The sequence below is a fragment of the Mycobacterium sp. E342 genome (assembly GCF_001667665.1).
Classification (GTDB): Bacteria; Actinomycetota; Actinomycetes; order Mycobacteriales; family Mycobacteriaceae; genus Mycobacterium.
In genome coordinates this window covers 1-13,731 of the sequence record NZ_LZJM01000065.1, presented here as the reverse complement: position 1 = coordinate 13,731, position 13,731 = coordinate 1, and the positions used below count along the sequence as shown (strand labels likewise).

The window sequence follows — 13,731 nt, the reverse complement described above, 5'->3', positions numbered from 1 at the left end:
GGGCGACCTAGTCCAGCAAGACCGTCGCGAAGGTGCCGACCTCGGTAAAGCCGACGCGGGCGTAGGCCGCGCGCGCGACCGTGTTGAAGCTGTTCACGTACAGGCTGGCGGTGCGCCCGCTGCCGACGACGACGGCGGCCACCGTCGCGGTGCCTGCGGTGCCCAGGCCCAGGCCCCGCCACTCCGGGTGCACCCAGACCCCTTGGATCTGGCCGACGCCCGGCGACTGCGACCCCACCTCGGCCTTGAAGACGACCTGGCCGTGCTCGAAGCGGGCCCAGGCGCGGCCGGCCGCGATCAGGCTCGCCACCCGCCGCCGGTAACCGCGACCGCCGTCACCGATGCGGGGGTCGACGCCCACCTCGCCGATGAACATGTCCACCGCGGCCACCAGATAGGCGTCCAGCTCGTCCGGCCGGACCTGGCGCACGCCGGGATCGATGTCGCAGTCCGGGTGCCTGGACAGCGCCAGCAGCGGCTGGCTGTCGCGCACGTCGCGGGCCGGGCCCCAGGCGGACTCGAGCCGGTCCCACATCCGCATCACCAGGTCCGCCCTGCCGACCAGCGACGAACAGCGGCGCGTTCCGCTCATCGCCTCGTCGGCGAAGGCGTCCATGTCCGCCGGTGTGCCGCGCAGCGGGATCAGGTTGGCGCCGGCGAAGCACAGCGACTCTTCCGCGCCGCGCAGGGTCCACAGTTCGCCGCCGATCGAGTTCGGGTCGATGCCGTGATCTGCCACCCGGGCCGCGACCATGCACGACCCGACCGGATCCTCGTCGAACACCCGCCAGACGGCGGCGGCATCGCGCACCACGGACACCCGTCGCTCACCGACAAGGCGGAACAGGGGCGGAGCCGACATCTGGCGGATCTCTCTGTGCTGCGAACTAAAGGACCGGCACGAGGAATCCGGCCCCCATCAGCTTACGGTCACGATCGGCGAACCGCTGGATGTTGTGTCAGGACCGTGACCGGCGCCCGCCTCGGTCGCCATTTCGGCCGCCAACCGCTGAGCCTCCTCGATCAGCGTCTCGACGATCTGGGCCTCCGGCACCGTCTTGATCACTTCGCCGCGAACGAAGATCTGCCCCTTGCCATTTCCCGACGCCACGCCCAGGTCGGCCTCCCGCGCCTCGCCCGGGCCGTTCACCACGCACCCCATCACCGCGACGCGCAGCGGCACGTCGAGGCCGTCCAGGCCGGCGGTGACCTCGTTGGCCAGGGTGTAGACGTCGACCTGCGCGCGACCGCACGACGGGCAGGAGACGATCTCCAGCCCGCGCGGGCGCAGGTTCAGCGACTCGAGGATCTGGATGCCGACCTTGACCTCTTCGACCGGCGGCGCGGACAGCGACACTCGGATGGTGTCGCCGATGCCGCGCGACAGCAGGGCGCCGAAGGCGACCGCGGACTTGATGGTGCCCTGGAATGCGGGACCGGCCTCGGTGACGCCGAGGTGCAGCGGGTAGTCGCACTGGGCGGCCAGCTGCTCGTAGGCGGCGACCATCACGACGGGGTCGTTGTGCTTGACGCTGATCTTGATGTTGCCGAAGCCGTGCTCCTCGAAGAGCGAGGCCTCCCAGAGCGCGGACTCCACCAGCGCCTCGGGGGTGGCCTTGCCGTACTTCTCCATGAATCGCTTGTCCAGCGAGCCCGCGTTGACGCCGATGCGGATCGGGATGCCGGCCGCCGCGGCGGCCTTGGCGACCTCGCCCACCCGGCCGTCGAATTCCTTGATGTTGCCGGGGTTCACCCGCACCGCCGCACACCCCGCGTCGATGGCGGCGAAGATGTACTTCGGCTGGAAGTGGATGTCGGCGATCACCGGGATCTGGCTCTTCTTGGCGATCGCGGCCAGCGCGTCGGCGTCCTCCTGGCGCGGGCAGGCCACCCGCACGATGTCGCAGCCGGCGGCGGTCAGTTCGGCGATCTGCTGCAGCGTCGCGTTGATGTCATGCGTTTTGGTGGTGCACATCGACTGCACGGAGATCGGATAGTCGCTGCCCACCCCGACGTCGCGGACCATCAGTTGCCGCGTGGTGCGCCGGGGGGCGAGCGTGGGCGCCGGAGCGTCCGGCATGCCCAGGCCAACGGACACTTGTTTTCCTTCTCTCGTTACTGGAAGAGCCTGATCGGGTTGACCAGATCAGCGGTCACGGTCAGCAGCATGTAGCCGACCACGAACACCAGCACCACGTAGGTGGCGGGCATCAACTTGAGGTAGTTGACCGGCGCGGCCGCGACCATGCCGCGGGCCGACCGGACCAGGTTGCGGATCTTCTCGAACACCGCGATGGCGATGTGGCCGCCGTCGAAAGGCAGCAGCGGCACCAGGTTGATCGCGCCCAGAATGAGGTTCAGCTGGGCCAGGAAGAACCAGAACGCCACCCACAGCCCGTGGTCGACGGTGTCGCCGCCGATGATGCTGGCACCGACCACGCTCATCGGGGTCTGCGGATCGCGCTGCCCACCGCCGATCGCGTGCACCAGCGCACCCACCTTGGTCGGGATGGTGACCAGCGCCTTGCCCACCTCGCGGGTCAGGTCGGCGGTGAACGCGAACGTGGCCGGAACCGCGGAGAGCACCCCGTAGTGCGCGGGTGCCAGCTTGACGGCGGCGACGCCGATGGCGCCGACCGTCGAGGGCGCCGCCTGACCGCCCTGCCCGTTGGCACCGTTGGTCAGGAAACGCTGCGTGGGCGTGACGTCGACGTAGGTGGTGATCGTCTTGCCGCCGCGCTCGACGACGACCGGAACGGTGCCGTGCAGCTTGCGGACCGCGGCGGCCATGTCCTCGAACGTGGACACGGGGGTATCGCCGACCTTGACCACGACGTCGCCGGCGCGGATCCCGGCCAGCGCCGCGGGACCGGGACCCGCGCAGTCCGCGATCTTCCCCGGCGCGACTTCCGGTGCGACACAAGCAGTTTCGCCGATCACCGCCTTGGTCGGCGGGTGCAGGTTGGGCAGTCCCCAGACCAGTGCGATGCCGTAGATCAGCACCAGGCAGATGACGAAGTTCATGGCCGGACCGGCGAACAGCACCGCGACGCGCTTCCACACGTCCTGCTTGTACATCGCCCGCTCGGTTTCGTCGGGAGCCAGCTCCTCGACCGAGGTCATCCCGGCGATGTCGCAGAAGCCGCCCAGCGGCACCGCCTTGAGCCCGTACTCGGTCTCGCCGCGGCGCGTCGACCACAGCGTGGGCCCGAACCCGACGAAATAGCGGCGCACCTTCATGCCGGTGGCACGGGCGACCCACATGTGACCGCACTCGTGCAGGGCCACCGACACCAGGATGGCGAGGGCGAACAGCACAATGCCGATAACGAACATCATCTCCGCTGCGGGACCTTTCTCACACCATTCCGGAGGCGTTGACGGAAGCCTCGGTGGGCCTTGCGTGGGCGACTCGATCGATTCGGCGCCTGGCCTTCTCCCTAGCCCAGCGCTGCGCGTCCAGTACCTCATCCACGTTAGCGGGTGAAAGCGCCCATTGGTCTGCGGCGTGCAGCACCTCGGCGATGGTTTTCACGATGACCGGGAATCCCACCCGGCCCTGAAGGAACGCCCCGGCCGCTTCCTCGTTGGCCGCGTTGTATACCGCGCTCATGCAGCCGCCGGTCTGGCCGGCATACCGGGCCAGCTCGACGGCGGGGAAAACCTCGCTGTCCAGCGGCTCGAATTCCCAGCTAGACGCGGTGCTGAAGTCGCAGGACGCGGCCACCCCGGGGACCCGGTTCGGCCAGCCCAGGGCCAGCGAGATGGGCAGCTTCATGTCCGGCGGGCTGGCCTGGGCGATGGTCGAGCCGTCCACGAACGTGACCATCGAGTGAACAATCGACTGCGGGTGCACGACGACGTCGATGCGGTCATAGGCGATGCCGAACAGCAGGTGCGTTTCGATCAGTTCGAGCCCCTTGTTGACCAGCGAGGCGGAGTTCAGTGTGTTCATCGGTCCCATCGACCAGGTCGGGTGAGCGCCGGCCTGTTCCGGGGTGACACTCTCGAGCTGCGCGGCAGTCCAGCCGCGAAACGGCCCGCCGGACGCGGTCAGCACCAGCTTGGCCACTTCCTCGGGGGCGCCGCCGCGCAGGCACTGGGCCAGCGCGGAGTGTTCGGAGTCGACGGGCACGATCTGGCCAGGGCGCGCCGCGCGCAGCACCAGCGGACCACCGGCGACCAGCGACTCCTTGTTGGCCAGTGCCAGCCGGGCGCCCGATTCCAGCGCGGCCAGCGTCGGGCGCAGGCCCAGCGCGCCCACCAGCGCGTTGAGCACGACGTCGGCCTCGGTGTCCTCAACCAGGCGGGTCACCGCGTCGGGACCGCGGTAGGGGACGTCGGCGATCTCCGCCGCGCGTTCGTCGGCGACGGCGACGTTGGTGACCCCGGTCTCGGCGCGCTGGCGCAGCAGGGTGTCCAGGTTCGCGCCCCCCGCGGCCAGGCCGACCACCTCGAAGCGGTCCGGGTGGGCAGCGATCACCTCCAGCGCCTGGGTGCCGATGGAGCCGGTGCTGCCCAGCACCAGCACGCGCAGGCGGCCGTCGGGTGTCGCATTAGTCACTCACTCATTGTGCCCGCTCGGCCTCGCAGCGGGTGTGCCAGAATCTCTCCTACCAGCCGATCACGAAAGGGATTCACCGTGGCCAGTACCGAGGTGGAACAGTTCACCGGCGTCGACACCGTCGAGGTGCCGTCGGCGGCGTGGGGTTGGAGCAGGATCAATCACCGCACCTGGCACATCACGGGTCTGGTCATCTTCGGATTCCTGCTGGCGATGCTGCGCGGCAACCACGTCGGCCACGTCGAGAACTGGTTCCTCATCGGGTTCGCCGCGCTGGTGCTCGCCGCTCTGGTCCGTGACCTGTGGGGCCGTCGGCGCGGCTGGATCAGGTAGGCGCTACCCGCCTGCTACGCCTTTTCGAAGGCCAGCTGTCCGCAGGCCCCCTGCTGATTCGCCTGCGCTCCAGCTACCCGCCTGCTACCCCGCCTTCGGCGGCCAGCTGTCCGCAGGCGGCGCTGATCTCCCGCCCGCGCGTGTCGCGGACCGTGCACGAAACCCCTTGCGCCCGTACCCGCCGGACGAACTCTCGCTCCACCGGCTTGGGGCTGGCGTCCCACTCACTGCCCGGGGTCGGGTTCAGCGGGATCAGGTTGACGTGCACCAGCGGGCCGAGCGCCCGGTGCAGGCGCTTGCCGAGCAGATCGGCCCGCCACGGCTGGTCGTTGACGTCGCGGATCAACGCGTACTCCACCGACACCCGGCGACCGGTGACATCGGCGTAGTAGCGGGCGGCGTCAAGGGCCTCGGTGATCTTCCACCGGTTGTTGACCGGCACCAGCGTGTCGCGCAGTTCGTCGTCGGGCGCGTGCAGCGACAGCGCCAGCGTCACCCCGAGCCGCTCGTCGGCCAGTCTGCGAATGGCCGGAGCCAGGCCGACGGTCGACACCGTGACCGAGCGCGCCGAAATGCCGAAGCCGTGCGGCGAGGGCTCGGTGATGCGACGCACCGCGGCCACCACCCTGGCGTAGTTGGCCAGTGGCTCCCCCATGCCCATGAACACGATGTTGGAGAGCCGGTCGCCGAAGTCGTCGCGCAGTGCGACGGCGGCCGAACGCACGTGTTCGAGGATCTCCGCGGTCGACAGGTTACGGGTCAGTCCGCCCTGCCCCGTCGCGCAGAACGGGCAGGCCATGCCGCAGCCGGCCTGCGACGAGATGCACACGGTGTTGCGCTGCGGGTAGCGCATCAGCACCGACTCGAACGTCGTCCCATCGGTGCCGCGCCACAACGTCTTTCGGGTCTGCCCGGCGTCACAGGTGACTTCGGCGGCCGAGGTGAGCAGGCGCGGGAACATCGCTTCGGCGACCCGGTCCCGCACGGCGGCCGGAAGGTCGGTCATCTCGCGGGGGTCGGCGATCAGGCGGCCGTAGTACTGATGGGCGAGCTGCTTGGCGCGGAACGCCGGCAGGCCCAGCTCGGCGACGGCTGACGCGCGGCCTTCCGCGTCCAAGTCGGCCAGGTGCCGCGGCGGCCTGGCGGGGCGGGGTTCGGTGAAAACCAGTTGTTGGACCATGACCAGTCCAGTATCGGCCCTTTTCAGTGAACGAGCGTCAGCACCGTCCACGCGGCGACCGCCGAGGGCAGCACTCCGTCGAGCCGGTCCATCAGACCCCCGTGGCCGGGCAGCAGGCGGCCCATGTCCTTGATGCCCAGGTCGCGCTTGATCTGGGATTCGACCAGGTCGCCGAGCGTGCAGGTGAGCACCAGGACAACGCCCAGCAGCGCGCCGATCCAGGGCGGTTTGCCGGCCAGGAACGTGGCCGTCAGGACCGCCGCGGTGATGCCGAAAAAGAGCGAGCCGGCGAAACCCTCCCAGGACTTCTTCGGGCTGATCGCGGGAACCATCGGGTGCTTGCCAAGCAGGACGCCGACGGCATAGCCGCCCACATCGGAGGCGACGACGGTGACCATCAGGCAAAACACCCGGCCCGCGCCGTCGTGCGGGTAGACCAGCATGGCGCCGAACGAGGCGAACAGCGGCACCCACGCGGCCAGAAACACGGTCGCCGACGCGTCACGCAGATAATTCGCCGAGGGCGAACCGGCGAACGGCTCGGGCCGCTTGCTGTTGTCCTGCATGAACAGCCGCCACACGTTGCAGACCACCACGGTGGCGCCGAACCCGGCCAGGGCGCCGGCGGCGTGATAGGGCCACGTCAGCCAGACGGTGACCTGGCCGCCGATCAGCAACGGGATGAGCGGGATGACGTATCCGGCCTCGCCCAGCCGCCGCGCCACCTCAACGGTGGCGACGAAGATCGCGAGCGCGACGATGGGAACCCAGTAGCGCGGCGCGTACACCAGCGTCACGATCAGCACGCCGCCGATCCCCGCGCCCACCGCGATGGCGGCGCGCAGGTCACGTCCCGCGCGGGACGTCTTCTTGACCGGCTGCTGCGTGGCCTTGGCGGACTCACGCGGCGGCTCGTCGGGCGGGCTGGCTGCGCCGGTATTAGCCACGGACCTGGGTGAACTCAGCTGCTGGGCGGCCGCTAGACCTCCAGCAGCTCGCCTTCTTTGTGCTTGACCAGGTCTTCGATCTGGGTGATGTACTGGTGGGTGGTCTTGTCCAGGTCTTTCTCCGCCCGGCCGACCTCGTCCTCGCCGGCCTCGCCGTCTTTGCGGATGCGGTGCAACTCCTCCATCGCCTTGCGGCGGATGTTGCGCACCGACACCTTGGCGTCTTCCCCCTTGCCCTTGGCCTGTTTGACCAGCTCCCGGCGCCGCTCCTCGGTGAGTTGTGGCACCGCCACCCGGATGAGGGTGCCGTCGTTGGTGGGGTTGACGCCCAGGTCGGAGTTGCGGATCGCCGTTTCGATCGCGCCGAGCTGACCGGTCTCGTAGGGCTTGATGACGACGAGCCGCGCCTCGGGCACGTTGATGCTGGCCAGCTGCGTGATGGGGGTGGTGGCGCCGTAGTAGTCGATGACGATCCGGGAGAACATGCCGGGGTTGGCGCGCCCGGTCCGAATGGTTGACAAGTCGTCACGGGCCACCGCTACGGCCTTCTCCATCTTTTCTTCGGCGTCGAAGAGAGCCTCGTCAATCATTGCGCCGCTCCTCTTCATCACTGCGTTCGGCATCGTCGCCAGCGCGGATCATCGTTCGCTCTTCCCCTCAGGTGGTGACCAGTGTCCCGATTTTCTCACCGGCGACCGCGCGGGCGATATTGCCATTGGTCAGCAGGTTGAACACCAGGATCGGCATGCCATTGTCCATGCAGAGGCTGAACGCGGTGGCATCGGCCACTCGCAGGCCCCGGTCGATGACCTCACGGTGGCTGATCGCGGCGATGAGCTCGGCGTGCGGGTTGTGCCGGGGATCCGCGGAAAACACCCCGTCGACCGCCTTGGCCATCAAGACCACCTCGGCGCCGATCTCCAGCGCCCGTTGCGCGGCCGTGGTGTCGGTGGAGAAGTACGGCAGCCCCATGCCGGCCCCGAAAATCACCACCCGCCCCTTCTCCAAGTGGCGCACGGCGCGCAGCGGCAGGTAAGGCTCGGCGACTTGGCCCATGGTGATCGCGGTCTGCACCCGCGTCACGATGCCTTCCTTCTCCAAGAAGTCCTGCAGCGCAAGGCTGTTCATGACCGTGCCGAGCATGCCCATGTAGTCCGAACGGGTGCGTTCCATCCCGCGCTGCTGCAGCTGCGCGCCGCGGAAGAAGTTGCCGCCACCGATCACGACGGCGACCTGGACGCCGTCGCGAACCACCTCGGCTATCTGGCGGGCCACCCGCGCCACGACGTCGGGGTCCAGACCGACCTGGCCACCGCCGAACATCTCGCCGCCAAGCTTGAGCAACACCCGGGAGTACTTGGGCCGGGTTCGCGGTTGCCCGGCAGCCGATCCGTTCTCCGGTGCCATGTGTTCTTGCGGAGCCGCCGCGCCGGCGGCTTGGGGCTCGCTGGACTCCGTCATCACGCTCCTCGCATGAGAGTGCCATCCCGGGGTGAGGACATCCGGAACGGCATTTCACATCCTGCCTCATCGCAGCACAACGCGGCGCCGGCGGGGTGCGTTATGCGCAGAGTTGGCGATCCGGGCGGCTATTCGAGCCGATCGGCCCAGGTCCGGCCTACCGCCGGCCTGGCTCCGCCGCCCTCGGCCGGCGAATGTTTGAGCGATGGCCGACAGGGGGAATCCGCACCAACGCGGTGGGAATTCACGGTCTTGAGAATAAGGGCCAACCCTGCCGTGTGACCGGACCGGTCGCCTCGGCGATCGGCATTGAGCGATCGCTCAAGGTACGCCTATGAGGAGGAATTGATCCATGGCGGACAACAACTCGGGACCTGCTGAAGCTGTCAAGGGCGTCGTCGAGGACGTCAAGGGCAAGGCCAAGGAGGCCGCTGGTGCGGTGATCGGCCGCGACGACCTGACCCGTGAGGGCCAGGCCCAGCAGGACAAGGCGGAAGCGCAGCGAGACGCGGCGAAGAAGGAAGCCGAGGCCGAGGCGGCGCGCGGCGGCGCCGAGGCCGCTGAGGAGCGCCAGAAGGCCAATCAGTAGCTTGCTGGAAGGATGGGTCCGGTCTGTGCAAACGGACCGGGCCCATCGACTTTTTCCGGCCACGAGGGGCGTGCCGAGTTAGCCAGGCCGGCGCGGTCGGCAATCTCCTCGAAGCAGTTTGCTTAATTTCGCGGAGAGCGGGTAATCAGCGGTGCGCTGGCAGACATCTCCGTGCGGGATGCCTACGGCGGGGGGGAACACGCCCACGCGGAGTTCCGGGAGATGCGGTTGGACGTTCTACTGCTGACCGACGCGGACGACTTCGATGGGGCTCTGCCGCCCCTGCCGTCGTTCGCGCGAATCAAGAGGCGCGCGCCCCTGACCGGAGATCGCGATGCGCCGGCCGATTCCGGCGACGTCGCGATCGTCGACGCACGAGGCGACCTCGCGGCCGCCCGGGAGGCCTGCCGTCGGCTCACCACCGACGCCCCCGCCACCGCGGTGGTGGCCCTGGTGGAACGGACCGACGGGGTAACGGTCGACGGCGACTGGGTCGTTGACGACGTGATGCCGTCCGGCGCCGACGCCGACGAGCTGCAGGAGCGGCTGCGGCGCGCGATTACGCAGCGGCGCAGCGCAATCGACGGCAGCCTGAGATTCGGCGCCCTGCTCTTGCACCCGACCAGCTTCACCGGATCGTTGGAGGGCAGGGACCTGGGTTTGACGCTGACCGAGTTCAAACTGCTGAGTTTCCTTGTGCAGCACGCCGGTCGGCCCTTCACCCGAACCCGCCTGATGCACGAGGCGTGGGGCTACGACAGCAACGGCCGCGTCCGTTCGGTCGACGTCCACGTCCGCCGGCTGCGCGCCAAGCTCGGTCCGCGGCATCAGTGGATGGTCGACACCGTCCGGGGCGTGGGTTACATGGCGGCTACCCCACCGCATCCGGAATGGATCGTCAGCGAATCGACGCTGACACCGGCGACGACGAACTCCGCCTCGAACACCGTGCGGCACTGATTCTTTCGTCAGCCGAAGAGCGGGAAGGCGCGCTTGCGGGCGAGTGCGTCCATGCCCTGCTGAATGGAGTCCTGGATCTCACGGTACTTGCGGTCGACGTAAGCTTCGTCCTGCGCGCGCGCGGGATCGTGGTCGAGCTCGATGGCCGGCATGAACCGCGTCCTGATCTTGGCCGGCAGCGGAAATTGCGGCAGCGCTGCGGGCGCGATTCCCCACGGCAGTGAGATCGCCAAGGGGAACACTTTGAGGCGCAGCAGGCGGTCCAGCTGCAAGGCCTTCGACAACTTGTCACCGCGGATCAACACGGGCATCGCGTCGGCGCCGCCCACCGTGGCGATCGGCACGACGGGAACGCCGGCCCGAATCGCCATCTTCACGAACCCTTTTCGGCCCGCCAGGTTGGCTTGGTCGCGCTCGGTCCACGGGCGCAGCGAGTCCACTTCGCCGCCGGGCCACAGCGCAACGTCACGCCCCTCGGCCAGAGCGGTGGCGATGGCGTCCGGGGCGGCCGGAAGCACGCCCATGGACCGGAAGTATCGTCCGATCACCGGAATCGCCATCAAAGCGTCGTGCGCCGTGCCGTGTAGCGGGCGTTCCTGGCCGAAACGCCGCCACCACTGCAGACCGACGGTCCAGGCGTCCCAGACGAACGGAGCGCCCGAGTGGATGCCCACCAGCAGGGCCGGCGGCGCCGGGACGTTCTCCCAGCCGTCGATCTCCATGCGAAACCAGTAGTCCACCAAGACATTCCACAGGTACTTCTGGCGTTGCAGGGTGGTCTCGTCCTGCCCGCTGAGATCCCACTTGCCGGCGCGCTCGGCGACCCAACCGCTCAATCCGCCGCCCTGATCGCTGCGCCGCTCCTCCATCGTGGCCCGCGCCTGCTCGGCATGGACCTGCGCCTGTTCGCGAATTTCGGCTGGCCTGTGATCCGGGTTACTCATGCGTGCCGGGTACCCGATTCGTGCGCGCACGATGCACCACGGCCAGAAAACGGATCTCCCCGCGTCGCACGCGACGCGGGGAGATCCCACAAACCGGACTACATGTGGGCCGGAGCCGGGCTGGGCGGAGCGCCCGGTGCCGGGCTGACGTTCGGAGCGCCAGGCGCCGAGCCGCCCTGCACGTTCGACGTCCAGATCAGAACGTCTTGCATGCCGTCGTTGTAGACGACGCCATTCGGCGGCGCGCCCGTCACGTCGAAGTACAGCGTTCCGGTCGACTCGCTGCCCTGCGGGATCGGCGCCGGGTTAAGGCCGTTCGGGACCCCAACCTTGTCGATCACCCGGTAGTTCTGACCGTTGGGTCCGCGGGCGATGAAGTCGTTGACCATCGGGGTCACGAGCCCACCGTCCGACCGGGCGGCGATGTCCGCCTGGTAGAGCGTCCCCTTGGGCGTGTAGCCGGGAATCGTGGCGTTGCTCGGCTGCAGGTTGCTGACCGTGTAGTCGGTGATCAGCGGTCCGTCGACGAGTTTTTCGCTGGTGCCGAAACCCTGGATGTTGGGCGGCGGCGCGGCCGAAGCCGGCGTCGCGGCGAAAATGCTCGCCACCGCTATCCCCCCGGCTGCGGCGGCTGTCTTCACGGCCGTCTTGGTGACCTTCATTGTCCATTCCTTTCGTGTCGAACAATCGCCCCCCGGAAGGGCAATACGCACATAAGCGGCCCATAGCCATTTGTCATCCGCTCTAAACCTGTTCGCGCGCCTAAATGTCGGAATCGGTGCCGCTTGCCTGCCGAAATGGAATTTTTTGCTGTACAGCATCTTTCGCATCAGTTCTTAACATCTGTATCGCCATTCACGTCGTATCAGTGATATGCGGACGCCACGGCCGACCTCCACAGCGCGATTAGTGCGCGTTCTGGGGGGTAGTCGGAGCCAGACCAAGCAGACCGGTACGAAAGGGACCGTCGATGGACCGGGGAAGTTCGAAGCACAGTCCGCGCGAGGACGACGCCGACATCCCGACTGCCGGGCCGCTGCCGCGCGAACCCTAGAACCGTTTGCTCGCACCAATGCGTGACTGGACCTTCGAACACGAAAGAGAAACCACATGGGCTTTGCCCCTCAGCAACAGGACGTCCCGGGCGTGCAGGCGCGGATGAACCCGATTCCGGACTGCGGCGAAAACACTTACCGCGGCTCGGGAAAGCTCACCGGGAAGAGAGCCGTCGTCACCGGTGGTGACAGCGGCATCGGCCGGGCGGTCGCAATCGCTTTCGCCCGGGAAGGCGCCGACGTGCTGATCTCCTATCTCAATGAGGACGACGACGCCCGCGACGTCGCCCGTTACGTTCGGGACGCCGGGCGCAAATGCGTGCTGGTTCCCGGTGACCTTTCCGATGCGGCGCATTGCCGCGCCGTCGTCGACCGGGCCGTCGAAGAATTCGGCGGCATCGACATCCTGGTCAATAACGCCGCCTATCAGATGATGCACAAGAGCCTGGACGAAATCAGCGACGAGGAATGGGATTACACGTTCCGGCTCAACGTCGGCGCGTACTTCTACCTCGCCAAGGCGGCCGTCCCACACATGAGCCCGGGGGCGTCGATCATCGGCAGTTCATCGGTCAACTCCGATACGCCCAACCCCACGCTGGCACCCTACGCGGCCACCAAGGCCGCTATCGCGAATTTCTCGGCCAGCCTCGCCCAACTGCTGGGCGAGAAGGGAATTCGGGTCAACAGCGTGGCGCCCGGCCCGATATGGACACCTCTGATTCCCTCGACCATGCCGCCGGACAGCGTCGAATCCTTCGGGGAGAACGTGCCGCTGGGGCGTGCCGGCCAGCCCGCAGAGCTGGCCCCCATCTATGTGCTGTTGGCGTCCGATGACGCGAGCTACATCTCCGGCGCGCGGGTGGCGGTGACGGGAGGGCGGCCGGTGCTGTGAGCCTTTCCGGCACCGCGGTCACGGGCGGAACGGGCAGACCATGCCGGGAGTCCAGCCGAGCGGGACCGCGGGGTTGGCAGGATCCGGCGGGCAGACGCGGTAGCACTGAGTGCCGCCCCAGCCCAACACGGAGACGCTGACGCAGTGGTCGTAGCTGCCGTCGGGATATGGGTTGCTATCGCAGTAGGTGCCACCACCCCACGGCGACCATCCGCCCTGGCATCCGGCCGTCGGGACGTTGCCAACGGGCGCTAAAGGGTTTTCCGGCAACGTGATTGGCCTGTCGGCGCATAAGAATTCGGTGTCGGCCGTCGGCGCACGGCCGTCGGCGTCGTCCGGTCGATCGAGCGCCGTCGTCACCAGGCCGCCCACTGCCAGAGCCGCCGCCGCCCCGCCGACCGCAAGCCCGGCCAACGTCGCCGCAACCATGCCCTTCATGACCCCTGCCCCTCCGGCCGCGAAACCCGGCCCCCTCAGGGAATTCGAGCACCCCGGGCCTTCGGCGGCTAGGGTCTAGGGACCCTGGGGCCGGGCCGAAGGTCACTCACGGCGCCGGTGGCCGAACTCGGGTCGAAATGGCTGCTGGCACTGGTGGTTCGACGGCTCGGCCGTCAGCGCGCGACGCGCCGGAGTCAGGAACCCCGGTTCTCGCCCAGCTCGTCGACGATCGGGCTCTGGACGGGGATGTCCTTTCCGTTCTCGGCGAGCCCGGGTTTGGTGTGGGAGCGGCGCGCCGCGGCCTTGTCGCCGTCCCGGACGTCGTGTTCGTCGGCGATGGTGACCGATGCGGCGACCTGGGCGGC

At 68.3% G+C, this 13,731-nt stretch carries 15 protein-coding genes; 4 read left to right on the top strand and 11 right to left on the bottom strand.

What is annotated here, in order from left to right; all coding sequences use genetic code 11:
• Positions 1-7 precede the first annotated feature (7 nt).
• From A5692_RS03010 to dxr, 4 genes are read right to left on the bottom strand one after another with little or no spacing between them, the layout of a single operon-like run.
• The gene (locus tag A5692_RS03010; protein ID WP_068051875.1) at positions 8-862 is read right to left on the bottom strand and encodes a GNAT family N-acetyltransferase; all 855 of its coding nucleotides are present in this window, start codon (positions 860-862) and stop codon (positions 8-10) included.
• 57 nt (positions 863-919) lie between these two features.
• Complete coding sequence (gene ispG / locus A5692_RS03005; RefSeq protein WP_068051872.1) at positions 920-2,098, bottom strand: flavodoxin-dependent (E)-4-hydroxy-3-methylbut-2-enyl-diphosphate synthase; 1,179 nt, start codon at positions 2,096-2,098, stop codon at positions 920-922.
• Positions 2,099-2,115: 17 nt separating this feature from the next.
• Positions 2,116-3,339 (bottom strand): RIP metalloprotease, encoded by a 1,224-nt coding sequence (locus A5692_RS03000; protein ID WP_068051868.1) that lies wholly within the window; start codon positions 3,337-3,339, stop codon positions 2,116-2,118.
• Between the two features lie 19 nt (positions 3,340-3,358).
• Complete coding sequence (dxr, locus tag A5692_RS02995) at positions 3,359-4,564, bottom strand: 1-deoxy-D-xylulose-5-phosphate reductoisomerase (protein WP_068051865.1); 1,206 nt, start codon at positions 4,562-4,564, stop codon at positions 3,359-3,361.
• Between the two features lie 78 nt (positions 4,565-4,642).
• On the opposite strand from dxr, the gene A5692_RS02990 reads away from it, so the two are divergent.
• The gene (locus tag A5692_RS02990) at positions 4,643-4,897 is read left to right on the top strand and encodes a DUF2631 domain-containing protein (RefSeq protein WP_067921031.1); all 255 of its coding nucleotides are present in this window, start codon (positions 4,643-4,645) and stop codon (positions 4,895-4,897) included.
• Between the two features lie 73 nt (positions 4,898-4,970).
• On the opposite strand, the gene rlmN is transcribed toward A5692_RS02990, so the two are convergent.
• The 4 genes from rlmN to pyrH form a co-directional block, all read right to left on the bottom strand.
• The gene (rlmN, locus tag A5692_RS02985; RefSeq protein WP_068051862.1) at positions 4,971-6,077 is read right to left on the bottom strand and encodes a 23S rRNA (adenine(2503)-C(2))-methyltransferase RlmN; all 1,107 of its coding nucleotides are present in this window, start codon (positions 6,075-6,077) and stop codon (positions 4,971-4,973) included.
• Positions 6,078-6,100: 23 nt separating this feature from the next.
• Positions 6,101-7,024: a phosphatidate cytidylyltransferase gene (locus A5692_RS02980; RefSeq protein ID WP_068051859.1), complete on the bottom strand. Its 924-nt coding sequence runs from the start codon at positions 7,022-7,024 to the stop codon at positions 6,101-6,103.
• 32 nt (positions 7,025-7,056) lie between these two features.
• Positions 7,057-7,614: a ribosome recycling factor gene (gene frr, locus A5692_RS02975; protein WP_046186785.1), complete on the bottom strand. Its 558-nt coding sequence runs from the start codon at positions 7,612-7,614 to the stop codon at positions 7,057-7,059.
• A gap of 67 nt (positions 7,615-7,681) precedes the next feature.
• A complete protein-coding gene (pyrH, locus tag A5692_RS02970; protein ID WP_068051856.1) occupies positions 7,682-8,485 on the bottom strand; it encodes a UMP kinase in 804 nt (267 codons plus the stop codon).
• Between the two features lie 352 nt (positions 8,486-8,837).
• On the opposite strand from pyrH, the gene A5692_RS02965 reads away from it, so the two are divergent.
• On the top strand, positions 8,838-9,074 hold the full coding sequence (locus tag A5692_RS02965) for a CsbD family protein (protein ID WP_068051853.1): 237 nt from the start codon (positions 8,838-8,840) through the stop codon (positions 9,072-9,074).
• Positions 9,075-9,296: 222 nt separating this feature from the next.
• Positions 9,297-10,034, top strand: coding sequence for a response regulator transcription factor (locus A5692_RS02960; protein ID WP_068051980.1), 738 nt, complete (start codon positions 9,297-9,299; stop codon positions 10,032-10,034).
• An 8-nt stretch (positions 10,035-10,042) separates the two neighbouring features.
• Here the strand turns inward: A5692_RS02960 and A5692_RS02955 are convergent, their stop codons facing one another.
• Both A5692_RS02955 and A5692_RS02950 read right to left on the bottom strand, forming a co-directional pair.
• Entirely contained in the window at positions 10,043-10,978 is a 936-nt protein-coding gene (locus A5692_RS02955) for a lysophospholipid acyltransferase family protein (RefSeq protein ID WP_068051850.1), read from the bottom strand.
• A 98-nt stretch (positions 10,979-11,076) separates the two neighbouring features.
• Entirely contained in the window at positions 11,077-11,640 is a 564-nt protein-coding gene (locus A5692_RS02950) for an MPT63 family protein (protein ID WP_068051847.1), read from the bottom strand.
• 448 nt (positions 11,641-12,088) lie between these two features.
• Between A5692_RS02950 and A5692_RS02945 the strand changes: the two genes are divergently transcribed.
• Positions 12,089-12,928 carry a glucose 1-dehydrogenase gene (locus A5692_RS02945; RefSeq protein ID WP_068051843.1) on the top strand — a complete coding sequence of 280 codons (840 nt, stop codon included), beginning with the start codon at positions 12,089-12,091 and terminating at the stop codon, positions 12,926-12,928.
• 18 nt (positions 12,929-12,946) lie between these two features.
• Here the strand turns inward: A5692_RS02945 and A5692_RS28810 are convergent, their stop codons facing one another.
• A complete protein-coding gene (locus A5692_RS28810) occupies positions 12,947-13,366 on the bottom strand; it encodes a hypothetical protein (protein ID WP_068051841.1) in 420 nt (139 codons plus the stop codon).
• Positions 13,367-13,731: the final 365 nt, after the last annotated feature.